Below are 24,745 nucleotides of genomic sequence, written 5' to 3' on the forward strand. Positions count from 1 at the left end.
CCATAGCCACCGGACGCCATACCACATTACTGTTGGTAATCGACGCACCAAAAGGGGTGTGTCGTGGGCGCCGGGTGACCCCGGCTGTCCGCGAATGGGATTGGTGGGATGTGCGATGAGTACACACAGTCTGCTCGAAGAGGTCAAATTCCTGACCGTCGCCGAGGTGGCCGAACTCATGCGGGTGTCGAAGATGACCGTCTACCGCCTGGTTCACGCCGGCAGCCTCGCCGCGGTCCGGGTCGGCCGGTCGTTCCGGGTGCCGGAGCACGCCGTGCAGGAGTACCTGGCGACGACGTTCCGTGACGACAAACGCGGCGTCTAGGGCTGGCTGCTAGCGTGGTGGCCCCCGCCGGGGTTGATCTCGCCCGGCGTGCGTTGACATGCGTCACCACGCTAGCCTTAGCGGGTTGCTGTCACAGCGCGTCCGCTGGTTCGGTCGCACGACAGCGCGTTCCCGTGTCACTCAATAACAACTGCGAGGAAAATCTATGGGCTCGGTCGTCAAGAAGCGGCGTAAGCGCATGGCCAAGAAGAAGCACCGCAAGCTGCTGCGGCGAACCCGCGTGCAGCGTCGCCGCCAAGGCAAGTAGCCCTCAACGCCTATGACCCCCACGACCGTCCTGGTCACCGGTGCCGACCGGTATCTCGCCGGTCGATTGGTGGCGCGCCTGACGGCCGACGAACGGGTGAAACGGGTCTTCGGCATCGACACCGACTCCCTGGACGGCAACGGTGACCTCAGCCGGATCCTGACCGAAGAACGTGTCGACACCGTGGTGCACGCCGCCGTCGCCGCCTCGGCGGTGCGGGCCGGTGGTCGCACCGCTCAGAAGGAATCCAACGTCCTGGGCACGATGCACCTGCTGGCCGCGTGCCAGCGGGCCGAATCGGTGCGCCGGGTGGTCGTCAAGTCCTCGGTCGCCGCCTACGGCGCGTCGGCCCGCGACCCGGCGGTATTCACGGAGGACACCGAACTGCGGGCCGCGCCCCGGGGCGAGTTCGCCTCCGACGTCGCCGAGGTCGAGGCGTACGCGCGTGGTTTCGCGCGCCGCCGCGAGAACGCCTCGGTGACGGTGCTGCGGCTGGCGCCGCTGCTGGGGCCCACCTCCGACACCTCACTGACCCGGTACTTCTCGTTGCCGGTGGTGCCGACGGTGCTGGGCTACGACCCCCGGGTGCAGTTCCTGCACATCGAGGACGCGCTGGACGTGCTGCACAAGGTGACCCTGGACGACCACCGCGCCCCCCGCGGCCGTCCCGACGTCTACAACGTGGCCGGTCCCGGCGCGCTGCTGCTGTCGCAGTCGATCCGGCGGGCCGGGCGGGTCGCCGCGCCGACCCCGGAACTGCTGCTGCGCGGCTTCGCCGCCGTGGCGAAGGGCCGTGGCCTGGTGGACTTCTCGCTGGACCAGCTGGACTTCCTGAAGTTCGGCCGCGTCGTCGACTGCGGTCACCTGACCCAGACGTACCGGATCACCCCCCGGCCCACCAGCGAGGCCTTCGACGACTTCGTCACCGGGCACGCCCTGATGTCGGTGCTGGGCGGCGAGAGCATCACCGGTGCGTCCGCCCGCGACAAGAGGAGCGACAGTGGACGCTGACCGTGTGGCCGAGGCGCTGGAGGAACTGGCCAACCTGTTCACCAAGCGCATGACCGGCGACTACGAGGTCGACGAGTTCGGCTTCGACGCCGAGCTGACCGAGCAGGTCGCGTTCCGGGCGCTGCGGCCGCTGTACCGCAAGTGGTTCCGCGTCGAGACCTCCGGCCTGGACAACGTGCCCGACAAGGGCGCGGCACTGCTGGTGGGCAACCACTCCGGCACCATCGCCATGGACGCGATGATGGTGCAGCTGGCGCTGTTCGACGAACACCCCGCGCAGCGGCACCTGCGGCTGCTGGCCGCCGATTTCGTGTTCAAGTCGCCGGTGCTGGGCGAGTACGCCCGCAAACTGGGCGCGACGCTGGCCTCCAACACCGACGCCGAGCGGCTTTTGGGCGCAGGGGAGGTCGTCGGGGTGTTCCCCGAGGGCACCAAGGGCATCGGCAAGCCGTACTGGGATCGCTACAAGCTGCAACGCTTCGGGCGCGGCGGTTTCGTGTCGACGGCGCTGCGCACCGGCACCCCGATCATCCCGGTGTCGATCGTGGGCGCCGAGGAGATCTACCCGATCATCGGCGACGTGCCGGTGCTGGCGCGGCTGCTGAAGCTGCCGTACTTCCCCATCACCCCGACCTTCCCGCTGCTGGGCCCGCTGGGCGCGGTGCCGCTGCCCAGCAAGTGGATGATCGACTTCGGCGAGCCGATCCCCACCGAGGGGATGGCGCACCTGGCCGACGACCCGCTGGAGGTCTTCAACCTCGCCGACCGGGTCAAGGAGACCATCGCCGGGACCCTGCGTGAGCTGCTGAAGCGGCGCGGCCCCGCGTTCCAGTGATCGCCGTTTAGGCTTGGTGCATGGAGATCAACGGTTTCCCCGCGGTGCTCGTCATCGAAGGCTGGACGGAGTTCGGCATCTCGGCCGTCGCGGCGCTGCTGTCGCTGGCCGCCCTGCTGCACTGTGCGCTGCAGAAACCCTCGGCCTTCCCCGCTGTCGGGCCGCTCACCAAGGGCCTGTGGCTGGGCATCCTCGCCGGATGCATCCTGCTGTCGATGCTGGGCATCGGCGGGGGCGGCGTCGGGGCCGGGCTGGGTCTGATCGGCATCATCGGCCTGATCGCCTCACTGGTCTACCTGCTGGACATCCGCCCCGCGATCCGGGACCTCGGCTCGAACCCGTGGTGACCACCCTGGTGCGCGGCTCGGGCGAGCCGGTGACGGTGTTCGCCCACGGGCTGGGCGCCGACATCGCCGACACCCGGCCGCTGGGCAGCGGCGTGGACGGCACCAAGGTCTTCTACACCGCGCGCGCCCACGACGGCGTCGCCGTCGAACGCTTCGACTACGCCGTCCTGGCCGCCGACCTGCGGGCCGTGGCCGACGAGCACGACGCCACCCGGGCGCTGGGGGTGAGCATGGGCGCGGGCGCGCTGTGCCACCTGATCGCCGAGACCCCCGACCGCTTCGCCCGGCTGGTGTTCTTCCTGCCCGCCGTCGTCGACGAACCCCGCGCCGATGTGGCCCGGCTGCGGCTGACGGCCCTGGACGAGGCGGTCGCGCACGGCGACGGCGACGCGGCGGCCGCGCTCATCGCCGCCGAACTGCCCGCCTCGGTGCGCGACACCCCGGCCGGGCGCGCCTACGCCGCCGCGCGGGCCAAGATCCTGTGCCAGCCCAGCATGCGCGGCATCCCGGCCCGGCTGGCCGGACAGGTCGCGGTCGCCGATCCGGCCGCGCTGTCGCGGGTGACGGCCGAGGCACTGGTGCTGGGTTGCGAGGGCGACGCGGCGCATCCGGCGGCGGTCGCCCGGCGGCTCGCGGAACTGCTCCCGTCGTCACGGTTGCACATATTCGAGGACCCGAATGTGATGTGGACCCACAGAACTGAACTGCGCGAACGCATTGGACACTTTCTCAACTCGTGACCTGGCCACGCTAGGGTCTTGCCATGCGTGATCTGGCTGCCGGTGTGCGATACCTGGCCCGAGGCTTCGGTATGTGGGGCCGCCGTCCGAAACTGATGCTGTTCGGCGCGATCCCGGCACTGCTGGCGGCGCTGCTGTTGCTGGGCGCCCTGATCGGGCTGGGCTTCGGCATCACCGACCTGACCGACTGGATGACCGGCTTCGCCGAGAGCTGGCCGCAGTGGCTGGAGACCACGATCCAGGTGTTCGCCGGTGTCGTCATCTTCGCGCTGGCGATCTGGCTGTCCATTCTGGTGTTCACGACCCTGACGCTGCTGATCGGCGACCCGTTCTACGAGAAGATCGCCGAGGCCGTCGACGACGAGCTGGGCGGAGCGCCGGTCGTCGAACGCGGCATCTGGAAGGCGATCTCGATCTCGCTGCGCGACAACCTGCGCATGCTCGGCAAGTCGATCGTGATCGGCGTACTGCTGTTCGCGCTGGGCTTCGTCCCGGTCGTGGGCACCGTGCTGGCGATCATCATCGGGGCGCTGGTCGGGGGCTGGTTCCTCAGCGTCGAGCTGTCGGGCTACGCGTTCCAGCGGCGCGGTCACCGCTACCCGCAGTACCGCCGGATGCTGGGCCGCCGCCGGGGACTGGCGATCGGCCTGGGCACCTGCGTGTTCCTGCTGTTCCTGATCCCGCTGGGCGCGGTGCTGGTCATGCCCGCCGCCGTTGCCGGATCGACGCTGCTGGCCCGCGATGTGCTGGGCGAGAACGTACAGCGGCCCGCACAGCAGCCGACCCACGTGCCGCCGCCGTCGAACTTCTACCCTCCGCAGCGGTAGCGAAGCGCGGACGGACGCGTCCGCGCTTTTTGACGTTTTTCTGACGACTTCACCACGGGAATCCGACGCGGCAATTGTTACCGTTGCCGTACCTCACTGTGAATTGTGAACTTTCGCAGCCGGAATCCCTTGTGCCCGAATACATCTGGAGAATTGCCGACGGTGTTAACGTTTACTCGGAAACCCTCCAGCCCCGTGGCCTTGAAGTGAAGGACCCCCACCATGGGCGAGATAACCGACCGGGTCGACAGGATGGTCGTCCGCGCCACCTCCCCCGACAACAACATCATGGCCGCGTTCACGGGCGGCCGGACGCTGGAAATCCAGTTCCGTCCCGGGACCTACCGCGCGTACTCCCGGCACGCGCTCCAACATCAACTGTCGCAATTGGGACCGTTGGTCTTCACCGGTTATCGGCGTGGCCTCAACCAGGTCATCCAGTCGGTCACCGGCTCCACCGAACCGGCCTCGGAGGACTGGGACGCCAACCGGCGCCGGTACCGCCAGGCCCAGGAGAAACTCGTCGCCCGCGCCTTCTCGCCGAACCGACGGCTGCGCGCGCAGGCCGAGGGACTGCTGCACTGGACCGTCGAGATCAAGGACGGCACGCTGGCCGAGCTCTCCGAGGCCGACTTCTGCCGCGAGGCGTCGAAGCTCGTCGACCGGATCCTCAACGACCACAACATCAAGATCGGCGAGCTGCAGAAACGGCATCTGGGCCTGCGCGCGCCGCGCTGAAAGAGGAAATACATTGGGCGACAAAGAGAACAACCTCGGCCTGGAGCTGGGACAGCTGTGGCTGTGCTCCCGCGTGCTCCTGCCGGAGGCCGCGAACGTCTACGTCGGAATGGCGAACAAGGCCACCGAGACCGGAAACCACACCGACGCCTTCAACGACACGCTGTACAACGGCACCGCCTACGCGTCCAGCCCGATCTCCGCGGCGTGGACCGAACTGCTGGGCCAGTTCCAGGACGTCATGTCGATCTCGGCGCAGAACCTCTACGACGTGTGCGACGTGCTCGACCGGACCCGGGAGTCCTTCGCCAAGAACGACGGCATGAACGCCGAGCAGATCGGCTCGGCCATGAACGAGACCGTCCAGGGATACCAGAACGGCGACTACCGGGACAAGGACGTCGTCGAACCCGGTGAACGCCCGAAGCCGAAGGACGACGGTCCGGGCGGACTGCGCGACAACCCCAACTACGACCGGGGCGAATAGGAGTATTCGTGGGAGTGAAGTACGGTCCGTCGAAGGACCAGATCAAGCAGATGGCCGAGGAAGTAAGGGAAGCGGCCATCCGGGTCAAGGGCGAGAAGGAACTGCGGATGTGCCCCAAGACGGGGCACGGCAGCGAGTGGGCGGGCCAGCTCGCCGTCGACGCCAACGGCGCCATGAACACGTACCAGCCCGAGGGGAAGTACGGCGACTACGGCATCGGCGAGGACAACCGGTACCTCGGCACGGCCAAGGACTGGGCGACGCTCGAATCGGGGTACCAGTGGATTCCCGGCGAGTTCGAGAGATACCTGATGCCGGAACCGCACGACTTCGACGCCCTTGTGGACTCCGCGCAGAAGCTCACCAAGGACTTCGTCAACGTCGGCCAGGCCAAGGATCCGGCCAACGTCCCGGCGGGCACCCCCACGTCGGTGGCGCCGGGCACCTCGGCGGTCGACCAGCCGATCCGGTTGAGCATGGGCTTCACCAGCGACTGGAGCGGGCACTTCGCGGACGGCTTCCAGCGGTATCTGTCGGAGATACCCGACGTGACCCGCAGGCAGGCCGTCGTCGCCGAGACCCTGTACGAGGCGGCGGTGGCCGCGCGCGACATCTACGGCGCCGGGCGCGAGGAACTGGGCAACATCGCCAAGAACGCCAAACTGGCGATCGAGGGGGTCGAGGCGGGCAAGAGCACCGGCGGTTGCGCCGGTTCCAGCATGGCCACCGGCTTCGCCCTGATCGCGGCCGCCGCGACCGTGGCGGCCGGTGTGTCGACGCTTCCGATCTCGGGCCCCGCGGTGATCAGCGGGGCGATGGCGGCGGGCAACTGGACGATCGTGGTGGGCATCAGCTCGGCGATCGCCGCCGGTTCGCCGTTGATCCCGGCGCCGGAGAAGATCGAGCTGCTGGCCTCCGACGTCGACGGCGTCATCGAGAAGATGAAGGAGGCGTTGACCAAACGCGAGAAGACGGTCACCGACTCCGAGGAGGCGTTCGCCAAGAAGCTGGGGGCCAACTCGGAGATGGTCGAGAAGAACAAGGTCACCGGCAAGGACGGCGGGAAGTCGCAGGACAACGCCTTCTTCCCGAGGCGTCCGGCGATGCTCGACATGAGCACCGACCTCAAAGACCTCAAGGACCCCGCGACCGGCTTCACCCACCCGGTCGCCGCGTCCTGACCGGGGTGCGGCCTCCACGCGCCAGCGCCGCGACCTCCCGGTTAGCCTCGACGACATGTGGTTCGAGGAGATGTGGCGGGAGCTGGCGCCGATCGGCCGGTTCGACGGGACCGGCGGCTACCGGCGGTTCACGTACACCCCGGCGGAGCTGGAGTGCCGGGCGTGGTTCACCGCGCAGGCCACCAGCCGGGGGTTGAGCGTCGAGACCGATCGCAACGGCAACCTGTGGGCCTGGTGGGGTGACGCGGACGCCGGTGGGGCCATCGCGACCGGCAGCCATCTCGACTCGGTGCCCGACGGCGGGGCTTTCGACGGTCCGCTGGGGATCGTGAGCGCGTTCGCCGCCATCGATCTGTTGCGCCAGGCGGGTTTCACGCCGGGCAAGCCGATCGCGGTGGCGGCCTTCGCCGAGGAGGAGGGCGCCCGGTTCGGCGTCGCGTGCCTGGGCTCGCGGCTGCTGTCGGGGGCGATCACGCCGGAGGCGGCGCGGGCGCTGACCGACGACAACGGGGTGACGCTGGCCGACGCGATGGCCACGATCGGCGCCGACCCGGATGCGATCGGCCGCGACGAGCGGCTGCTGTCGCGCATCGACGCGTACGTGGAGCTGCACATCGAGCAGGGCCGGGCCCAGGTGGACATGGACGCGCCGGTCGCGGTGGCCGAGGCGATCTGGCCGCACGGGCGCTGGCGGATGGACTTCACCGGCCGCGCCGACCACGCCGGGACCACGAGGCTTGAGGACCGGGCCGACCCGATGCTGACCTACGCCAACACGGTGCTGGCCGCCCGTAAGAAGGCCCGGCTGGCCGGGGCGGTGGCCACTGTGGGCAGGATCGTGTGCGAACCCAACGGCACCAACGCGATCCCGTCGCGGGTGCGCGCCTGGCTGGACGCGCGCGCCCCCGAGCTGGCCGCGCTGGAGCAGGTCGTCACCGAACTGGAGCAGGCGACGGTGGAGCGGGCGGGCCGGGACGGCACCTCGGTGACGGTCAGCCGCGAGTCCTACAGCCCGCACGTGGCCTTCGACGTGCCGCTGCGCGACCGGCTGGCGGGCGTCCTGGGTGGCGCCCCGTTGCTGGCCACCGGCGCCGGGCACGACGCCGGGGTGCTGGCGGCGTCGATCCCCACGGCGATGCTGTTCGTGCGCAACCCGACCGGGGTGTCGCACTCCCCCGCCGAGAACGCCGAGATGCCGGACTGCCTGGCGGGGGCTGACGCCCTCGCCACCGTCCTGAGGGAGCTGGCCGCGTGAAGGGGGCCGCCATCCTCCTCCCCACTTCTGATCGTAGAACGGGCCACGCGCGGCCTGTCGAGCCCGGCGGCCGAGCGCTGTGGACAACATTCGGCCTGTGGAGGAAGGCTTCGCCATCATGACCGGGTATCTGCCGCAGCGGTCGTACTTCGCCGAACGGGCCTGGCTGTCCAGTACCGACGGTCTCGTCGAGAACGTCAGGATCGACGTCGTCGCCGGGATGATCGAGTCGGTCGTCGTCGGTGAGGCGGCGCCCGCCGACGCGGTGCGGCTGCCGGGTTTCGTCATGCCGGGCCTGGTCAACGCGCATTCGCACGCGTTCCACCGGGCGCTGCGGGGCCGCACCCACGGTGGTGGCGGCGACTTCTGGACCTGGCGCGAGCAGATGTACACCGTGGCCCGGCGCCTGGATCCCGACAGTTATCGCGCGCTGGCGCGGGCGGTCTACGCCGAGATGGCGCTGGCCGGGATCACGACGGTGTGCGAGTTCCACTATGTCCACCACGGTCCCGACGGGGTGCCCTACGAGGACCCGGCCGCGATGCCCCAGGCGCTGGCGCAGGCGGCGCGCGAGACCGGGATGTTCCTGGTGTACCTGGACACCTGCTACCTCCAGTCCGATGTGTCCGGTACGCCGCTGTCGGGGCCGCAGCGGCGGTTCGGGGACGCCGGGATCGAGGCGTGGCTGGAGCGGGTCGAGGCCGTCAAGCTGGCCCGTCCGGGGCCGGACGCCCTCGGCGTCGCGATCCATTCGGTGCGGGGCTGCCCGCCCGAGGCGATGCGCGCGGTGGCCCGGTGGGCGCGGGAACACGACGCGCCGCTCCACATTCATCTGTCCGAACAGGTCAAGGAGAACGAGGACTGCGTGGCCGTCCACGGCCTCACCCCCGCCGGACTGTGCGCCGAGACCGGGGTGCTGGGCCCGGAGACCACCGCCGTGCATGCCACCCACCTGACCGAGGCCGACATCCGGCTCTTGGGCGATTCGGGGACCATCGCGGGTTTCTGTCCCACGACCGAACGCGACCTGGCCGACGGCATCGGACCGGCCGCCGCGCTGCGTGCCGCCGGGTCACCGCTGTCGCTGGGTTCGGATTCGCACGCCGTCATCGACCTGTTCGAGGAGGCCCGCGCGGTGGAGCTGAACGAGCGGCTGGCCACCCAGCGGCGCGGCATCCACGGCGCCCCGGCGCTGTTGGCCGCCGCCACCGAGGGCGGCGCCGCCAGCGCGGGCCTGTCGCGGCGCGCCGGGCGCATCGCCGAGGGCCACTACGCCGACTTCGTCGCCGTGGACACGTCCTCGGTGCGGCTGGCTGGTGCCGACGACCCCGTCGCGGCGGTGGTGTTCGCGGCCTCGGCCTGCGACGTCACGCACGTCGTGTCGGGCGGCGAGGTGATCGTCGAGGATGGACGGCACACGATGGTCGACGACGTCGCCGGTGAGCTGGCGTCCGTCGTCTCGGCGCTGTTCGCGGACTGACGTTCGCGCGTGTCCGCACCCGAACGGAGGGTTGCGCCGGTTTGCGCGTCCGCTCCACACTTGACGCATGAACGAGCTGTTCTCCTTCAGTAGCTTGATAACCCTCCAGGGGTCGGCCGCGGCGGCGGTGCTGGTTCCCAACGTCATCGGTTATTTCGCTGGCCCGAAGTTCGACAAGTACCGCAAGTGGATCTCGCTGGCCATCGCGATGGCCCTGGCCTACACGGCCGCGTTCGTGGCCGGGGACGGGGCGTTGACCTGGGTGGTGGCGTTCCTCAACGGCCTGCTGATCTTCGCCTCGGCGGTGGGCCTGAACCAGTTGCCCCGGCGCAACCGCAGCAAACCCGAGAAGAAGTCGGACGAGGAGGAGGCGACACTGCCCAGGCTGCCGAAGTTCTTCACGTCCTGGACCTAGGACGCGGCAACGGGAACCGCCTCGACCGTCACGGGCCGGGAGCGCTGCGCCCACCGGGCGACCGGCGGCACGGCGAGCCCGACGAGGGCGAACACGGCTCCCAACAGGACCCAGCCCGGCAGCCCCCAGCCGATGAGCATCGTGGTCAGCACGGCGGGGGCGATGATGTCGGCGATCTGGAATCCGGTGTTGTACAACCCCTGGTACTGGCCCTGCGCGTGGGCTGGGGCCAGATCGAAGGACAGGCCCCAGCTTCCCGACGCCTGCAACAGCTCCCCCATCACGTGGACCAGGACGCCCAGGCCCAGGATCACGACCGCGAACCACATCGACCGTCCTGCCGCCAGCGCGTACAGGACGCAGCCGCCCAGCAGCAGGATCCCGGCGGTGCGCTGCGCCTTGGCGGCGCCGGTGACGGTGCCGCTGCTTCGGCTGGCGCGCACCTGAAGCGCGATCACCATGACCGTGTTGATGACGCCCAGCGCGCCCATGATCCAGGCGGGGGCCTCAGTGCGCTGCACGATCCACAGTGGCAGCGCCACGTTGAACACGGCGTAGTGGACGGTGAGGATCGCGTTGAGGGCGGTCAGCATCAGGTACGGGCGGTCCTTCAGCGCCGTGACGATCGACTCCGAGGCGGCGGCGGGCAGCGGCGGCAGTGACGGTACCCGCAGGATGAGCAGGGCGCCGCCGCCGATCAGGGCCGAGGCCACGGCGATGAGTCCCAGGTAGACCGGCCGGGTGTCGTAGTACAGCGCGACGCCCGCCAGCGGCGCGCCGATCGTCCAGCCCACATTGGTCACCGCGCGCAGGTAGGCGCGGGTGCGCACCCGCTGTTCGGGCGGGACGCTTCCGGCGATGAGCGCGCCGCGCGAGGCCTGTTGCGAGGCTTGCAGGAACGCCACCAGGCTCGCGACCAGGACGAAGCCGAGCCACGAGGTGACGAGGAAGTAGCCCAGCAGGCTCGCGGCGGCCAGCAGTCCGAAGGTGACGGAGATGTTGCGCGGCCCGATCTTGTCGGCCAGCCACCCCATGGGCACCCCGGCGAACAGCCCGACGACCGCGGCGATCGTCAACCCCAGGCCGACCTGTGTGGCCGTCAGCCCGACGGACTTGTGGAAGAACACGACCGAGGCGGTCATGAACAGTCCGCGCCCGGTGGAGAACACGAGGGTCGCGTAGGTGAGGGCGCGGGCGGGTCCGGGGTCGGGAAGCAGCTTCTTGAGGCGGGAGGTCGAGGCTGGGGGCATGAGCTCACGCTAGCAGTACGGACGTACTGTTTTCCAGTTCGTTCTCGGTGAGCCTGGTCACCGGCCCGTCAGATGTCCACAGTGCTTAGGTGTCGGGGTCAGCCCTCGCCCAGGCCGCCCGCCAGCGGCAGGTTCCGCCAGTGCTCCATCGCTTCCTTGAGGCCGTCCAGCATCGGCGGCATCTGCGGCACCATCGCCAGGCACGCCACCACCTGAAGCATCCGCGTCGAGGTCAGCACTGCCAACAGCCGCTCGTCCAGGGTCCGCATCCCCAGGGCCTGGGCCGCCTCGTTGTAGGCGGCCTCGCCGTCGGGGCCCACCAGGGTCAGGTCCCACTCCACCGGGCCCAGCGTCGGATCCTCGAAGTCGGAGTACAGCAGGCCGTCGGCGGTCGGGATCATGTTGAACGGCGGCGAGTCGCCGTGGATCGGCCGCACCTCCGCGTCGGGGAACGCGCGCGCGAATCCCTCGGGCGAACCGAGGACGGGCTCCAGCAGTTCCCACTCCGCGCGGGCCCGGTCGAGATCGGCCGCGTCGATGAGCTCCGGCATCGCGCCGAGCTCGTCCAGACAGGACGGAATCATGTCCAGGACGGACATGAACGACAGTTGCCCGGGATAGTCGCGCAGGTTATGGTGCAGCTTCGCCGCCGCCGCGGCGTTGGCGACGTAGTCCGGCTCGGCGGACTGGTCGTGCTCGACGAACTGCCAGAACGTCATTGAGAACCCGTTCCGCCGCACCGGTTCGGCGGGCACCAGCGGGCTGGGCGTCACGACCGGCAGCCCCTGCCGCGCCAGCCAACCGGCCACGTCCAGTTCGAGGCGCTGCCGCTGCGACTGGGTGTCCAGGTCGGTCAGGAACGTCGGCAGCACGGTCGGCATCCGCACCACGACCGGCGAGGGCTTGAGGTGGACGACGACCGAGAACGAGTCGTACAGGACCGTCGGTTCGGTGACCTCCAGGCCGAGGTCCCGGCCCGCTTCGGCGGCGGCGGTGAGCGCTCGTTCGGTGCGATCGGCCAACTGCTCCGGCGACATGAATTCGGACATCGGCACATCCTGCCACGTCGATGGCCGCGCCGGTCAGGCCGTCGATGCCCCGGCCGTGTCGGTGGTGCGGCCGGGTTGCCGCATCCGGGCCAGGACGCCTACGGCGACACCGGTTCCGGCTCCCAGCGCCGCGACCGTCAACACCCGGGTGAGATCGCCGCCCCACGGGGTCGGGGTGATCGCCGCCGACAGACAGGACACATGCGACAGTCCCGACAGCAGTGCCAGCGCGGCGGCCGCGATGCCCAGCGCCAGGTCGGCGGCCGAGCCGCGGCGCAGCGCGTAGACCGCCGCGCCCACCCCGGCCACGCCCGCCAGCAGTTGCCAGGACTGGTTGACCACCAGTGCCGCCAGCCAGCCGGTCTCCAGTTCGGCCGAGGTGACGGCGCGGCCGACGGCGTCGGCGATCGCGGCCAGGCCCAGCACTCCGACCAGGCCCGCCACCGGACGCAGGTCGGCGGGTTTGAAGGTGGCCACGAACAGCCCGCCCGCCAGCAGCAGCGCCGCGGCCCACCAGGTGGCGGCGGCGGGTGGCGGCACCCACTCCACCGTGCCCGACACCGTGTACAGCTGGGTGCCCGAGCGCAGCGGGATGTCCCAGTCGAGCACCTTGTGGGGCCGGGACGGGTCGGCGGTCACCACCGGCGGCGGCTGCGCGTTCATCCAGCCCGCCCGGTGGTCGTGCCAGCGGATCACCGGCTCGTCGGAGACCTTGTCCCACTCCGGCGCCAGCGCCGGGGACGCGGCGGCTGGCACCCGCGCGTCCGGGTCGGTGGTCTCGTTGAGATACGACGCCGGGGAGTTGACGTTGACGAAGACGCCCTCGGGCCGGATCTCCGCGTACGGTTCCCGTTCGTAGCCGAGGATCTCCACGCTGCGGTCGCCGGTGTTGCGTAGTTCCAGCCGGGCCCCGGCCTCCACCTCGCGCACCTCGACGCCGGGCAGTCGCGGCTGTTCGGTCACCGTGACCCGGTAGTCGGTGTCGTTGAGGCCCTCCTCCCCGTGCGCGGCGGCGGTTCCCGGCCACAGCAGGGCGAAGAGAACCCCGGCGAGCGCGATGAATCGCCAGCTCGCCGGGGTTCGCGTCATGACGCTACGTTAGTCTTTTTTCTTCTCATCGTCCTTCTCGGAGTCCGGGTAGGCCTCCTTGAGAACCTTCGCGAACTCGGTGGTGAAGTTCTTGGTCTCGACCTTCTTGCCGTCGATGAGAGCCGTCGGGGTGCTGTCGATGCCGTCGTCGGAGGCGGCGGTGGTCACCTGGTTGACCCAGCCGTAGTACTTCTGGTCCTTGACGCACTTGGAGAACTTGCCGCTGAGTCCGACGTCCTCACCGAAACCGATGAGTTCCTTGTCGGACAGGCCTTCCCCGCCCTCGGGCGGCTGGTTGGCGAACAGCTGCTTCTCGTAGTCGAAGAACTTGCCCTCGTCGGCGGCGCAGGTGGCGGCCGAGGCCGAGCGCAGTGAGTAGTTGGTGGACGAGGCGCCCGCCAGGAAGTTCAGCGGGTGGAACGTCAGCTCGACCTGTCCGGCTTCGACGGCCTGCTGGATCGCGTCGCCGTTGTCGGTCTGGAACTTGCCGCAGGCCGGGCAGATGAAGTCCTCGTACAGCTCCAGCTTGACCTTGGGTTTCTTGTCCTTCTCGGCCAGGACCAGTGCCGTCTTCGTGGAATCCGCCTTCGGCTGGCGCACCGGGTAGTCACGGGAGATGATCATGACGGTCGCGACCAGCGCTCCCACCAGTACCACTGCCAAACCGACGCCGATTCCCCATTTGAGCTGCTTGCGCCGCTGTTCACGGGCGCGCTGCTCACGCATGCGTTTGGCGGCTTCCTGTTTCTTGTCGTGCCGTTTAGCCATTGATCTGGGTTCTCATTTCGTTGTGAAAGGCAGGGCCATGCGCGATTGCGGGGCCGTAACACCGTCGCTGCCTGGCGCCACGCCTCCAGCAGTTCCTCGCGGGCCCGGGCCACTCGGGAGCGGATCGTGCCCACCGGGACATTGTCCACGACCGCCGCGTCGGCATAGCTGAGCCCCAGTACCTGCGTCAACACGAAGGCGGAGCGGCGTTCGGACGACAGCCGCGCCAGCAGGTCGGTCAGTGCCAGGCTCACCGCCGGGTCGCCCTCGACGGTGCGGGGCGCGTTGTCGAGCAGTCGCGCGTCGAGGCGGCGGCGGCGCACCAGCCGCCGGACGTGGTCGGCGCACACCCGTCGGGCGATGCCCAACAGCCAGGTGCGCACGCTGGAGCGTCCCTCGAAGGACGCCAGCGCCTTCAGCGCCCGCAGGTAGGTCTCCTGCGCCAGATCGTCTGCGGTGTGCACATCGGACAGTGCCGCGCACAGTCGCCACACCTCGGTCTGGGTGGCGCGCACGAAGGCCGCGACCGCTACCGGGTCGCCGCCGCGCGCGGCCAGCGCCAGCCGGGTGGTCTCGCAATGTGGCGGGGGGTTCACGAAACCAAACATTAATCGGGAACTATTCGTGCCGCCGCGGCGACTACCCGGCATGGACTGTACGAATGCGCGCGCCGCGCTGTCGGCACAGCTGGACGGCGAGCCGATCGCCGAGGCCGAACCGTTGCGACTGCACCTGGCCGGTTGCGTCGAGTGCCGGGGCTGGAAGCAGCGGGCCGAGGCCCTGACCCGGACCGCGAGCACCGCGTTCGCGTCGACCCCGGACCTGACGGTCGGGGTGCTGGAGGCGGTCAGCGCCGCCGACAACGCGGCGAACGCTCGCGCTCGGGCCCGGGCGCGGGTGCTGCGCTGGGCGGTGGGCATCGCCGCGGTGGCGCAGTTGGTGCTGGCGATTCCGGCGTTGATGGCGGCCACGGGATTCAGTGATTTCTCCGCGGTGCACGCCAGCCGCGAGATGGCGTCCTTCGACATCGCGGTCGCGGTGGGTTTCCTGCTGGCCGCGATCCGGCCGGAACGGGCCCGCGCCTTCGTCCCGGTCGCGTGCGTGCTGGCGTTGTGCCTGGCGGTGACCAGCGGGATCGACATGGCCTCGGGTGCCACGGCGCTGGCCGACGAGACCGGCCACATCGTGGCGGCGGTGCAGGCGGTGCTGTTGTGGGCGCTGGGCCGGGTCCATCCCCGCGACGGCTCGGCCGCCGCCCGCACGGTCACGGCCTGAACCGATGCGCTCCCCGGTCGCATCCCTGTCGCGTCGTGCCACGGCGGCGCTGCTCGGCCTGATCACGGTCGCGGCGGTGCTGGTGCTGTCGGCGGTCCCGGCCTCGGCGCACGCCACGCTGGTGTCGTCGACGCCGCAGGCGAACAAGACGGTTCCCGAGGCGCCCGACGAGGTGGTCATCAAGTTCAGCGAGCCGGTCTCGGTGGTGGCGTCCGGTACCGGGGTCACGGCTCCGGACGGGTCCAAGGCGCACGCGGCCACCCCGAAGTCGGAGGGCGAGCAGGTTCGGTACCAGCTGCGCGGCGGTTTGCCGGACGGCACCTACGTCGTCAGCTACCGGGTGATCTCGGCGGACGGGCATCCGGTTCCCGGCGGTTTCACCTTCTCGATCGGTAAGGAATCGAAGGTGCCCGAGGCCGCCGATCCGGGCAACACCGCCGATCCGCTGGTGACCTGGCTGGTCTACGGCAACCGGTTCCTCGGTTACGTGGGGCTGCTGCTGGTGCTGGGGCCGTCGCTGCTGTTGCTGGCGGGCAACGCGGGTTCCCGGCGCGGGGCGGTGCGGTTCACCGTCGTGGGGCTGAGCCTGGTGGCGGCGACGGCGGTTGTCGGCCTGTATTTGCAGGCGCCTTATACCGCGGGGACATCGTTGTTCGGTGTTACCGGCGCCGATATCGGCTCGGTCCTGGGCAGCCGGTTCGGCGGCGCCAGTATGGCTCGGCTGCTGCTGGTGCTGATCGCGCTGCCGCTGTTGCGGCACGCGATGACCAGCAGGCGACGGCCGGTCGCCGCGAGCAGCACCCGAACCGTCGCGGCCGAGAGCTCTGGTCAGAGTGATCTCGTGCACGCCGACGTCCGACGGGCCGAAGCCGAAGCCGACGGTGACTCGACCGACAGTGCCGAGCCGAGCGACAGCCCGGTTACGACGAAGGCGAGCGCCAGCGAAGCCGAAAGCGGCGAGCCGGGCGACGACCCGGTCGCGGCGGCGAGCGCCAGCGAAGCCGAGAACATCGAGCCGGACGGCTCGCGAGCCGACGGCGGCGAGACCGACGCCAGCGACGCGGCTTCCGAGGCTCCCGCCGATGGCGGCGCCATGGCCGAGCCCCGCACCGCCCCGGCTCTGACCGTCGTGGACGGTCGGCCGCGCGCCGTGGCTCCCGCGCTGTCGTCCGGGACGCGCTGGTTGCTGCTGGCCGTCGCGACCGCGCTGGCCGCGACCTGGCCGGTCTCCGGGCACGCCACCACGTCGGCGGCACCCGCGCTGACCGTGCTGTCCGACACCGTCCACATCGGTGCCGCGACGGTGTGGCTGGGCGGACTGCTCACCCTGGCGTTCTTCCTCGTGAAACGGTCGCGCACCGTCGAGGCCGAGGCCTTCCTGCCGACCTGGTCCCGTTGGGCCACCTGGATCGTGGCCAGCCTGGCGATCGCGGGGCTGGCACAGGCGCTCATCCACGTCGGCACCGTCAAGGGCCTCGTGTCCACGACCTACGGCTGGAAGGCGAGCGCCAGCGAAGCCGAAAGCGGCGAGCCGGGCGACGACCCGGTCGCGGCGGCGAGCGCCAGCGAAGCCGAGAACATCGAGCCGGACGGCTCGCGAGCCGACGGCGGCGAGACCGACGCCAGCGACGCGGCTTCCGAGGCTCCCGCCGATGGCGGCGCCATGGCCGAGCCCCGCACCGCCCCGGCTCTGACCGTCGTGGACGGTCGGCCGCGCGCCGTGGCTCCCGCGCTGTCGTCCGGGACGCGCTGGTTGCTGCTGGCCGTCGCGACCGCGCTGGCCGCGACCTGGCCGGTCTCCGGGCACGCCACCACGTCGGCGGCACCCGCGCTGACCGTGCTGTCCGACACCGTCCACATCGGTGCCGCGACGGTGTGGCTGGGCGGACTGCTCACCCTGGCGTTCTTCCTCGTGAAACGGTCGCGCACCGTCGAGGCCGAGGCCTTCCTGCCGACCTGGTCCCGTTGGGCCACCTGGATCGTGGCCAGCCTGGCGATCGCGGGGCTGGCACAGGCGCTCATCCACGTCGGCACCGTCAAGGGCCTCGTGTCCACGACCTACGGCTGGCTCGTGATCGCCAAGATCGCGCTGTTCGCCGTCGTCCTTGGCACCGCCGCGCTGGCGCGCAAGGCCGTGCGACACATCGGTGACAAGCCCGCCGTGCCGCTGGTGCGGCGGCTGATCCTCACCGAACTGCTGATCGGCGCCCTCGTGCTGGGACTGTCGTCGGTGCTGGTGCAGGCGGTGCCCGCCCAGAGCGCGGTCGGCGGCGGCGCCGAGCAGGGCCCGCGGACGTTCTCCAAGACCTTCAAGACCGACCTGTACACGCTCCAGTTCGAGCTGGAACCGGTGGCCGTCGGCAAGAACGAGGCCCACCTGTACCTGTTCGAGCCGGACGGCGTCACCGAGCTGGAGGCCACCGAGTGGGAGGCGTCCTTCGGCCGCCCGAAGGACGGCATCGAACTGGTGCCCTTCGACCTGGCGCTGTTGTCCCCCAACCACACCAACGGCGATGTCGACATACCCCAAAAAGGCAAGTGGACCTTCGAATTCACGATCCGAATATCGAAATTGGACAGAGAGACCGTGTCAACGGTCGTGTCCGTAAAATGATGAAAGGTATATCCATGAATCCCATGGTTCGCCGGGCGGCGACCATCCTCGCGGCCTCGGCGCTGGGGGTGCTGGCTTTCGCCGCACCCGCCTCGGCCCACGTCACCATCGCCCCCGTCGAGGCCGAGGCCGGAAGCTACGCCCGCCTCGACTTCCGGGTACCCAACGAGTCCGACGAGGCCAGCACCATCGAGGTCGAGGTCAACCTGCCGAAGGAGACCCCGCTGGCCTCGGTGCGGACCAAGAAGATCGACGGCTGGAAGGTCGAGACCAAGACCCGCAAGCTCGACAAGCCCATCGACCTGCACGGCCGCAAGGTGAAGGAGGCCATCGGCACCATCATCTGGACCGCCGACAGCGACAAGACCGGCATCCAGCCCGGCGAGTTCGGGGAGTTCCCGATCACCGCGGGCCCGCTGCCCGACAAGGGGACGCTGGTCTTCAAGACCATCCAGACGTACTCCGACAAGTCGAAGTCGGAGTGGATCGACGAGCCCAACGAGGACGGCTCCGAGCCCGAGGAACCGGCCCCGACCCTCAAGATCACCCCCGCCAAGGGCGGCGGTCACCACGGCGGCACCACCACCGGGGATGACGACGACGCGGACGACGCCGACGACCACGCCGACGACGAGGACGAGGCGGCCGGTTCGGGGACCACGATCCTGGCGGCGGTCGGCACCGGCCTGGCCGCGATCGCGCTGGTCGTGGCGGTGCTGGCCTTCCTGGCCCGGCAGCGCGGCTCGGCGGCCAAGCCCTAGGACGCACGTAAGCGGCCTCCCCTGTTCCGCCCGGGATTCTCATCAGCGTCGGCCAGGTGACGTGAGACGTATCCGCGAGGAAACCTGGAAGGGGAGGCCGCCCTGTGGCCGGTTCGACGGTGCACACTGCCCCACTGCCGTCGTCCGGCCGGATGGTGGTCTAACCGGCTACCAGAAGCAGCTCCCGCACCAGTGGCCCCAACCAAGCACTGTGGCGCCTATCGAAATCAACATGCGTTTCTCCTTATTGAGGGGTCCCCGTGTGGGACGCAATGAGAAATCCGGCTCCCTGCACGTCCAATATTCAGACGCGGAATCACCGTATGGCCAGGACACGGCGGCGTCAGTCAAAAATCCGACAAAACTAGACATATGAATATATATGCTATTTTGCGACCTTCGGATCACTCTCATTCGGCTCAGCTTCGACGCGTACAATTGATCGCTCGCGTTTTTTCTGCCCAAGGAGCCTCGTGACCCGCAATTCGACCCGGCAGGCCAGCGTCCGGGACGCTGAGATCGCCGTCGAACAACAACACGTCGACGTCGTCTACGACCGTTTGGAAGAACTGCGGGCCTTCGCCGAGAACCGGGAGAAGGCGGGCTACGAACACCGCTCGGCCACGGTGCCCGGCGCCCAGTTCGAGCGCGACGTCTTCGTCTACAACGCCGCCAAACGCGTCGCCGACATCGACGCCCAGCACGAGGGCCTGGTGTTCGGGCGGCTGGACTCCGACGACGACAAGACCCGGCACATCGGACGGCTCGGGTTGCGCGACGCGTCCTACAAGCCGCTGCTGCTGGACTGGCGGGCCCCGGCCGCCGCGCCGTTCTACCAGGCCACGCCCACCGACCGCAAGGGTGTCATCCGGCGCCGGGTGATCCGCTGCTCCGGGCAGCAGGTCATCGACGTCACCGACGACCTGCTCGACAACGACGCCACCGACGTGGCCGTGGTCGGCGACGGCGCGCTGATGGCGGCCCTGACCCGCAAGCGCACCGGCCAGATGCGCGACATCGTCGCCACCATCCAGGCCGAGCAGGACGCCGCGATCCGGGCGCCGGGCCGTGGCGCCACCGTCATCACCGGCGGGCCCGGCACCGGCAAGACCGTCGTGGCGCTGCACCGCGCCGCCTACCTGCTGTACTCCGACCGGCGCCGCTACGAGGGCGCCGGGATCCTCATCGTCGGCCCCTCGGCGGTGTTCATGCGCTACATCGAACGGGTGCTGCCGTCGCTGGGTGAGGACGCCGCCGCCCTGTTCTCGCTGGGCGAGCTGTTCCCCGGCGTGGAGACCACGGCCCGCGACACCGCCGCCGTCGCGGCGGTCAAGGGTTCGGGACGGATGCGCAAGCTGCTGGCCCGCGCGGCCCGGCTGCGCCCCGTCGACGCGCCCCGGCAGCTGTCCATCGTCTACAAGGGCGAGGTGCTGCGGCTGGAGGCCGAGGAGCTGGACGGGCTGCGCCGCCAGGTCCACGCCAAGGGCCTCAAACCCAACGCGGCCAAGACCGAGGCCGGTCGCGCGCTGCTGGTGGCGCTGTGGCGGCAGGCCAAGCCGCTCATCGACAACCTGGTGCCCGCCGAGTTCTCCCGGGAACTGGGTGGCCGCAACGAGTTCCTGGCCTTCCTCGACAGATGGTGGCCGCTGCTCAAACCCACCGACATCCTGCCGACGCTCGCCGACCGGCGCCGGCTCGCCACCGCGGCCTCGGGTGTGCTGTCCCGTTCCGAGACCAACCTTTTGGCCACGTCCTTCGGCACCGGCGAGTTCACCATCTCCGACGTGCCGCTGCTGGACGAACTGGACCAGATCCTGGGCCGTCCGCCCAAGTCCCCCCACTCGAACCGCGAGTCCGGGGTCGCCGAACTGTCGACGATCCAGGACCGCATGTTCACCCGCGCGGCCCGCGCCCACCGGGGCCCCGACTACGACGGCTACGCCCACATCATCGTCGACGAGGCGCAGGACCTGTCGCCGATGCAGTGGCGGATGCTCGGCCGCCGGGGCCAACTGGCGGGCTGGACCATCGTCGGCGACGCGGCACAGAGCAGCTGGCCCGACCCGTCGGAGTCGCGGGCGGCCGAACGCGCGGCCCTGGGTCGCGGCCCCCGCCACCGGTTCCACCTGAGCACCAACTACCGCAACTCGGCCGAGATCTTCGACTACGCGGCCGAGATCGTGCGCCGCGAGGTCCCCAATGCCGACATCCCGCAGGCGGTCCGCTCCACCGGCATCGAACCCAAGGAGGTCTCCGTCGCGGCGCCCGACCTGCTGGCCGAGGTGTCGCGGCAGGTCACCGAGGCGCTGTCCCAGGTGGAGGGAACCGTCGGCGTGGTCGCCACCCCGCAACGGCAGACCGAACTGGCCGCCGCCTTCGCCGAGGAGGAGCGCGTCCTGCTGGTCGGTCCACTGGAGTCCAAGGGCCTGGAGTACGACGCGGTGGTCGTGGTCGACTTCGACGCGATCGTGCGCGACTACACCATCCGCGTCGGCTACGTCGTGCTGACCCGTGCGACCCAGCTCATGATCCGCATCGACCCGACATGACCGGAATCCGGCGGTAGTCTCGGGTCTTATGTGTGCGGCACGGCGCAGTCCACTTCGGCATGTCATCGACGACTGGCGCGGGGCACCGGCGTTCGTCGGGGGCCTGGCCACGGTCGTGGCGACCACGGCTCTGGTCGTGTTCGGTGGGTCGCACGCGCAGGGTCAGGTGCTGGCCGACGACGCTCCCGGGGCGATCAAGGACCGGTACATCGTGAAGTCCGACGCCGATCCGAGCGCGCTGGCCGAGGAGTACCACGGCAAGGTCCGCAGGACCTTCGCCGCCTACGGCGGGTTCAGCGTGACCATGGACGAGGCCGACGCCCGGGAAATGGCCGCCGATCCTGAGGTCGAGTACGTCAACCAGGTGACCACCACGACCGGCCTGGGCGACTCGGTGCAGTCGCGGCCGCCGTCGTGGAGCCTGGACCGGATCGACCAGCGCACTCCCGCCCGCGACGGGTCGTTCCGCTATCCCGACTCGGCGGGCCGGGGCGTGACCGCGTACGTCATCGACAGTGGACTCAAGTTGGACCTGCGTGAGTTCTCCGGGCGGGCGACCACGGGTATCGATGTCATCGACGGCGGCAAGGCCTTGGACCGCAACGGTCACGGCACCTCGGTCGCGGTGACGCTGGGCGGACAGAACTTCGGGGTGGCCAAGAACGTGAAGCTCGTCGCGGTGCGGGTGCTGGACGAGGACTGGCGCGGCACCAACGAGGGCATCGTGGAGGGGCTGAACTGGATCGCCGAGCACGCGAAGGGCCCGTCGGTGGCGAACATGAGCCACAGTCGCGCCTATGACCGCGCCATCAACGACGCCGTCGGCGCGGTCGTGGACGCTGGCGTGACGACGGCGGTCTCGGCGGGCAACAACTCCTACAACGCCTGCCGCAAGTCGCCGCCGTCCGAGCCGTCGGTCATCGTCGCGGGGGCCACCCGCCGCGACGACAGGAAGGCCAGTTTCTCCAACTTCGGGTCGTGTGTGGACATATTCGCTCCGGGCGTGGCCGTCGGCACCAAGAACCGGCTCGGTCAGTCGATCAAGAGCTCGGGCACCTCGTTCGCGGCTCCGCACGTCGCCGGGGCGGCGGCGCTCTACCTCGCCGAACATCCCCGGGCGACGCCGAAGCAGGTTCGGGCGGCGCTCATGGACCACGCGCTGTCCAAGGTCGTCACCGACCGGGGAAAGTACAGTCCCGACCGGATGCTCAACATCGACTTCCTAACCCGGTGACCGGCGCGGGGCCGTGCGCAGCATGACGAGGCCGAAACCGAGGAAGACCGCGAACGACACCAGCAGCGACCAGTCGTAGGCGCCGGTGTTGAGGACCTTTCCGGTGAGGTTGTGGCCCGCGTGGAAGCCCACCGCCAGCCATATCGTCCCGCCACGAAGGCGGCAGCTGGCGGCGGCGAAGCCCAGGCCGCAGGCCATCACGGCGTACAGCAGCCGCCAGCCGAGCGACGCGTCGGTGCCGGGGTTCGAGATCACGTGCATGGCACCGAATCCCAGCGCGGTGGCGCCGACGGCCGCCCAGCGTCGCCAGTCCGCCGACAGCGAGGTCAGCAGGTAGCCGCGCCACAGCAGTTCCTCGGGGAAGGCCTGGCCCAGCAGGATCATCAGGTATCCCAGCAGCAGGCCCGGTATCAGCGGCAGGCCGTCTTCGAAGGTGGGGCGCCAGTCGCTCAGTCCCAGGGCGATGGCGCCGAGGTGCGCGGTGAGCACGACCAGCGCCGCCAGTGCCCCGCCCAAGAGCAGCGGCAGCACGTCGGCGGGGCGCCAGGTCAGTCCGAGGTCGCGCCACGGCCGCCGGTCCACGAAGCGGCGCAGGCAGTACACGACGCCGATCGCGGCGGCGGCCATCGCGGTCAGGGTCGCGATCCGCACCGCGGGCCCGGGAACCGGCAGCAGCGACAGCAACGCGGAGGTCGCGATTCCGGCGCCGACGAAGGCGAACATGCCCACGACGGTCAGCGGTATCCGCCAGCCCGGTCGCAGTCGGGGCTGATTCTCTACAGCGGCAATGGTTTCCATAACCTCACGCTACGAAGCCCGCGCGGCTTCGCCGATCCCTCGAACCGTTTCGGCCGGTCACGTCCGCACCGGGCGCGGTCATGGCCGCACCATGACCACGGTCATGTCTTGGCACGGTCGCACCCGCCGCTACCAGGCGCTCCGCCCGTCACGGCCGTGCCCCGCACCGGAATCGTTGCTAGCTTGGGGTCATGAACACCGATCGTGACGGGGTCGGCGGCCGACGCTGGGTCCGTGTCAACAATGGACGGGCGCCGTTGTTCCTGAGCGGCCTGTTCTACTTCGCGGTGGCGCTGCTGCTGACGTCCAGCGCCCTGGACCTGGGGTTCCTGCGCCTGGACATCCCGGCTTCGGGCGGTTCGGAACCGTTGAACGCCTGGGGTTTCCTGGCGGCGACGGTGGTGGCCGCCGTGGTGTGGCCGCTGCTGCGCTGGTCGCGGGACGGCGGCCGGTTCACGAAGCTGGCCAGCGTCGTGTTCGTCGCGGCCGTGACGCTGCTGCTGTCGGTGGGCGGCTGGGCGGCGATCGTGCTGGAGGCGATGGTGACCGTCCACATCGTGTTCGCGTTCGGGCTGCGGTTCGCGTTGGGCTACGTCGTCGCGCTGGCGGTGACGTCGTTCGGGATCTCGTGGTGGTACCGCGGCAGCGTCGCGATCGCGGTCATCGAGACGGCGATCTCGGTGGTGTTCGCGCTGTGGGCCATCGCGATGGCGAAGGTGCTGCAATCCGAACAGCGGCAGGCGGAACAGACGCGGCGGCTGCTGGCGGAGCGGACCGAGGCCCACGAGGAACTGCGGCGCTACGCGGCCCGGGTCAAGGAGCTGACGGTCAGCGAGGAGCGGGCCCGGATGTCGCGCGAGATGCACGATTCGGTGGGGCACTATCTGACGGTCATCAGCCTGGGGCTGCGCAACGCGCAGCGGTACCGGGAGGCTGGCGTCGGCGACGCCTGGGCCGAGGTCGCGCAGGCGCGGCAACTGACCACCGAGGCGCTGGAGGAGACCCGCCGCTGGGTGAAGGCGTTGCGGCCCTTGGCCTTGGAGGACCGGGCCGGACCGGCGGCGATGGCGGCGCTGGCGGAGTCGTTCTCGGGTTTCGAGGTGGACTTCCAGGCCGGGGACGGGCTGCCGGAGCTCGACGAGAACGTGGAACTGCTGCTGTACCGGTCGCTACAGGAGGGGCTGGCCAATGTGGCCCGGCACTCGGGTGCCACCCGGGTGACGGTGCGGCTGTCCGGCGACGAGCGAAGCGTCCGGCTGTCGATCACCGACGACGGCCGGGGCGCCGATCCCGACCGGGCCGACGGTTTCGGGTTGGCTGGGCTGCGGCAGCGCGCCGAGGCCGCCGGTGGCACCGTGGCCACCTCCCGCCCCGACACCGGCGGGTTCACCCTGACCATCGAGGCGCCCACGGCACCCCGTCCGGCGATGGCGAGCTGAGCCCGTGGAC

General features: G+C 70.0%; 24 protein-coding genes and 1 pseudogene. 19 read left to right on the forward strand and 6 right to left on the reverse strand.

The features are described 5' to 3' along the window. The first annotated feature begins 115 nt into the window (after nucleotides 1–115). The 13 genes from SNAS_RS28525 to SNAS_RS28580 all read left to right on the forward strand — a co-directional run bounded on the left by SNAS_RS28525 (nucleotide 116) and on the right by SNAS_RS28580 (nucleotide 9,909). Nucleotides 116–325, forward strand: coding sequence for a helix-turn-helix domain-containing protein (locus SNAS_RS28525; RefSeq protein ID WP_013020965.1), 210 nt, complete (start codon nucleotides 116–118; stop codon nucleotides 323–325). 166 nt (nucleotides 326–491) lie between these two features. Beyond that, nucleotides 492–593, forward strand: a complete 102-nt coding sequence (locus SNAS_RS34535; RefSeq protein WP_013020966.1) for a 30S ribosomal protein bS22 — start codon at nucleotides 492–494, stop codon at nucleotides 591–593. 12 nt (nucleotides 594–605) lie between these two features. Beyond that, a complete protein-coding gene (locus SNAS_RS28530; protein ID WP_013020967.1) occupies nucleotides 606–1,604 on the forward strand; it encodes an NAD-dependent epimerase/dehydratase family protein in 999 nt (332 codons plus the stop codon). Beyond that, on the forward strand, nucleotides 1,594–2,439 hold the full coding sequence (locus SNAS_RS28535; RefSeq protein ID WP_013020968.1) for a lysophospholipid acyltransferase family protein: 846 nt from the start codon (nucleotides 1,594–1,596) through the stop codon (nucleotides 2,437–2,439). Before SNAS_RS28530 ends, SNAS_RS28535 begins: the two co-directional genes overlap by 11 nt. A 20-nt stretch (nucleotides 2,440–2,459) precedes the next feature. Beyond that, nucleotides 2,460–2,786 (forward strand): DUF2516 family protein, encoded by a 327-nt coding sequence (locus SNAS_RS28540; protein WP_013020969.1) that lies wholly within the window; start codon nucleotides 2,460–2,462, stop codon nucleotides 2,784–2,786. Then, the gene (locus SNAS_RS28545) at nucleotides 2,780–3,526 is read left to right on the forward strand and encodes an alpha/beta fold hydrolase (protein WP_013020970.1); all 747 of its coding nucleotides are present in this window, start codon (nucleotides 2,780–2,782) and stop codon (nucleotides 3,524–3,526) included. The genes SNAS_RS28540 and SNAS_RS28545 overlap by 7 nt, the downstream gene beginning before the upstream one ends. Before the next feature lie 23 nt (nucleotides 3,527–3,549). After that, the gene (locus SNAS_RS28550; RefSeq protein ID WP_083787253.1) at nucleotides 3,550–4,353 is read left to right on the forward strand and encodes an EI24 domain-containing protein; all 804 of its coding nucleotides are present in this window, start codon (nucleotides 3,550–3,552) and stop codon (nucleotides 4,351–4,353) included. 222 nt (nucleotides 4,354–4,575) lie between these two features. Then, nucleotides 4,576–5,091, forward strand: coding sequence for a hypothetical protein (locus SNAS_RS28555; protein ID WP_013020972.1), 516 nt, complete (start codon nucleotides 4,576–4,578; stop codon nucleotides 5,089–5,091). A gap of 13 nt (nucleotides 5,092–5,104) precedes the next feature. After that, nucleotides 5,105–5,578 (forward strand): hypothetical protein, encoded by a 474-nt coding sequence (locus SNAS_RS28560; RefSeq protein WP_013020973.1) that lies wholly within the window; start codon nucleotides 5,105–5,107, stop codon nucleotides 5,576–5,578. Nucleotides 5,579–5,586: 8 nt separating this feature from the next. Next, complete coding sequence (locus SNAS_RS28565; RefSeq protein WP_013020974.1) at nucleotides 5,587–6,759, forward strand: hypothetical protein; 1,173 nt, start codon at nucleotides 5,587–5,589, stop codon at nucleotides 6,757–6,759. Nucleotides 6,760–6,814: 55 nt separating this feature from the next. After that, nucleotides 6,815–8,014 carry an allantoate amidohydrolase gene (locus SNAS_RS28570; protein WP_013020975.1) on the forward strand — a complete coding sequence of 400 codons (1,200 nt, stop codon included), beginning with the start codon at nucleotides 6,815–6,817 and terminating at the stop codon, nucleotides 8,012–8,014. Nucleotides 8,015–8,132: 118 nt separating this feature from the next. Further along, nucleotides 8,133–9,494 (forward strand): formimidoylglutamate deiminase, encoded by a 1,362-nt coding sequence (locus tag SNAS_RS28575; RefSeq protein WP_013020976.1) that lies wholly within the window; start codon nucleotides 8,133–8,135, stop codon nucleotides 9,492–9,494. Between the two features lie 67 nt (nucleotides 9,495–9,561). Next, a complete protein-coding gene (locus SNAS_RS28580; RefSeq protein WP_013020977.1) occupies nucleotides 9,562–9,909 on the forward strand; it encodes a hypothetical protein in 348 nt (115 codons plus the stop codon). Here the strand turns inward: SNAS_RS28580 and SNAS_RS28585 are convergent. From SNAS_RS28585 to SNAS_RS28605, 5 genes and pseudogenes are all read right to left on the reverse strand, one after another. After that, nucleotides 9,906–11,159, reverse strand: coding sequence for an MFS transporter (locus SNAS_RS28585; RefSeq protein ID WP_013020978.1), 1,254 nt, complete (start codon nucleotides 11,157–11,159; stop codon nucleotides 9,906–9,908). The genes SNAS_RS28580 and SNAS_RS28585 overlap by 4 nt on opposite strands. Nucleotides 11,160–11,257: 98 nt before the next feature. Further along, a complete protein-coding gene (locus SNAS_RS28590; protein ID WP_013020979.1) occupies nucleotides 11,258–12,208 on the reverse strand; it encodes a phosphotransferase in 951 nt (316 codons plus the stop codon). Between the two features lie 33 nt (nucleotides 12,209–12,241). Beyond that, nucleotides 12,242–13,297 (reverse strand): hypothetical protein, encoded by a 1,056-nt coding sequence (locus SNAS_RS28595; protein ID WP_013020980.1) that lies wholly within the window; start codon nucleotides 13,295–13,297, stop codon nucleotides 12,242–12,244. 9 nt (nucleotides 13,298–13,306) lie between these two features. Further along, nucleotides 13,307–13,954 carry a DsbA family protein gene (locus tag SNAS_RS28600; RefSeq protein WP_244409184.1) on the reverse strand — a complete coding sequence of 216 codons (648 nt, stop codon included), beginning with the start codon at nucleotides 13,952–13,954 and terminating at the stop codon, nucleotides 13,307–13,309. Nucleotides 13,955–14,133: 179 nt separating this feature from the next. Continuing rightward, a pseudogene (locus SNAS_RS28605) lies at nucleotides 14,134–14,673 on the reverse strand (sigma-70 family RNA polymerase sigma factor); the annotation flags it as partial. 40 nt (nucleotides 14,674–14,713) lie between these two features. Here SNAS_RS28605 and SNAS_RS33470 point away from each other — a divergent pair. From SNAS_RS33470 to SNAS_RS28635, 5 genes are all read left to right on the forward strand, one after another. Then, nucleotides 14,714–15,340: a zf-HC2 domain-containing protein gene (locus tag SNAS_RS33470; RefSeq protein ID WP_013020982.1), complete on the forward strand. Its 627-nt coding sequence runs from the start codon at nucleotides 14,714–14,716 to the stop codon at nucleotides 15,338–15,340. Between the two features lie 4 nt (nucleotides 15,341–15,344). Next, nucleotides 15,345–17,954 (forward strand): copper resistance CopC/CopD family protein, encoded by a 2,610-nt coding sequence (locus SNAS_RS33475; RefSeq protein ID WP_013020983.1) that lies wholly within the window; start codon nucleotides 15,345–15,347, stop codon nucleotides 17,952–17,954. Nucleotides 17,955–17,968: 14 nt separating this feature from the next. Then, entirely contained in the window at nucleotides 17,969–18,715 is a 747-nt protein-coding gene (locus SNAS_RS28625; protein ID WP_052305180.1) for a YcnI family copper-binding membrane protein, read from the forward strand. 473 nt (nucleotides 18,716–19,188) lie between these two features. Next, a complete protein-coding gene (locus SNAS_RS28630) occupies nucleotides 19,189–21,264 on the forward strand; it encodes a HelD family protein (RefSeq protein WP_013020985.1) in 2,076 nt (691 codons plus the stop codon). A 28-nt stretch (nucleotides 21,265–21,292) separates the two neighbouring features. After that, entirely contained in the window at nucleotides 21,293–22,498 is a 1,206-nt protein-coding gene (locus SNAS_RS28635; protein ID WP_013020986.1) for a S8 family peptidase, read from the forward strand. Here SNAS_RS28635 and SNAS_RS33480 read toward each other — a convergent pair. Continuing rightward, nucleotides 22,487–23,296 (reverse strand): CPBP family intramembrane glutamic endopeptidase, encoded by an 810-nt coding sequence (locus SNAS_RS33480; RefSeq protein WP_013020987.1) that lies wholly within the window; start codon nucleotides 23,294–23,296, stop codon nucleotides 22,487–22,489. The genes SNAS_RS28635 and SNAS_RS33480 overlap by 12 nt on opposite strands. A 191-nt stretch (nucleotides 23,297–23,487) precedes the next feature. Here SNAS_RS33480 and SNAS_RS28645 point away from each other — a divergent pair, with 191 nt between their 5' ends. After that, nucleotides 23,488–24,735 (forward strand): sensor histidine kinase, encoded by a 1,248-nt coding sequence (locus SNAS_RS28645; protein ID WP_013020988.1) that lies wholly within the window; start codon nucleotides 23,488–23,490, stop codon nucleotides 24,733–24,735. The last annotated feature ends 10 nt before the right edge of the window (nucleotides 24,736–24,745 follow it).

The sequence above is a fragment of the Stackebrandtia nassauensis DSM 44728 genome, assembly GCF_000024545.1.
GTDB classification, from domain to species: domain Bacteria; phylum Actinomycetota; class Actinomycetes; order Mycobacteriales; family Micromonosporaceae; genus Stackebrandtia; species Stackebrandtia nassauensis.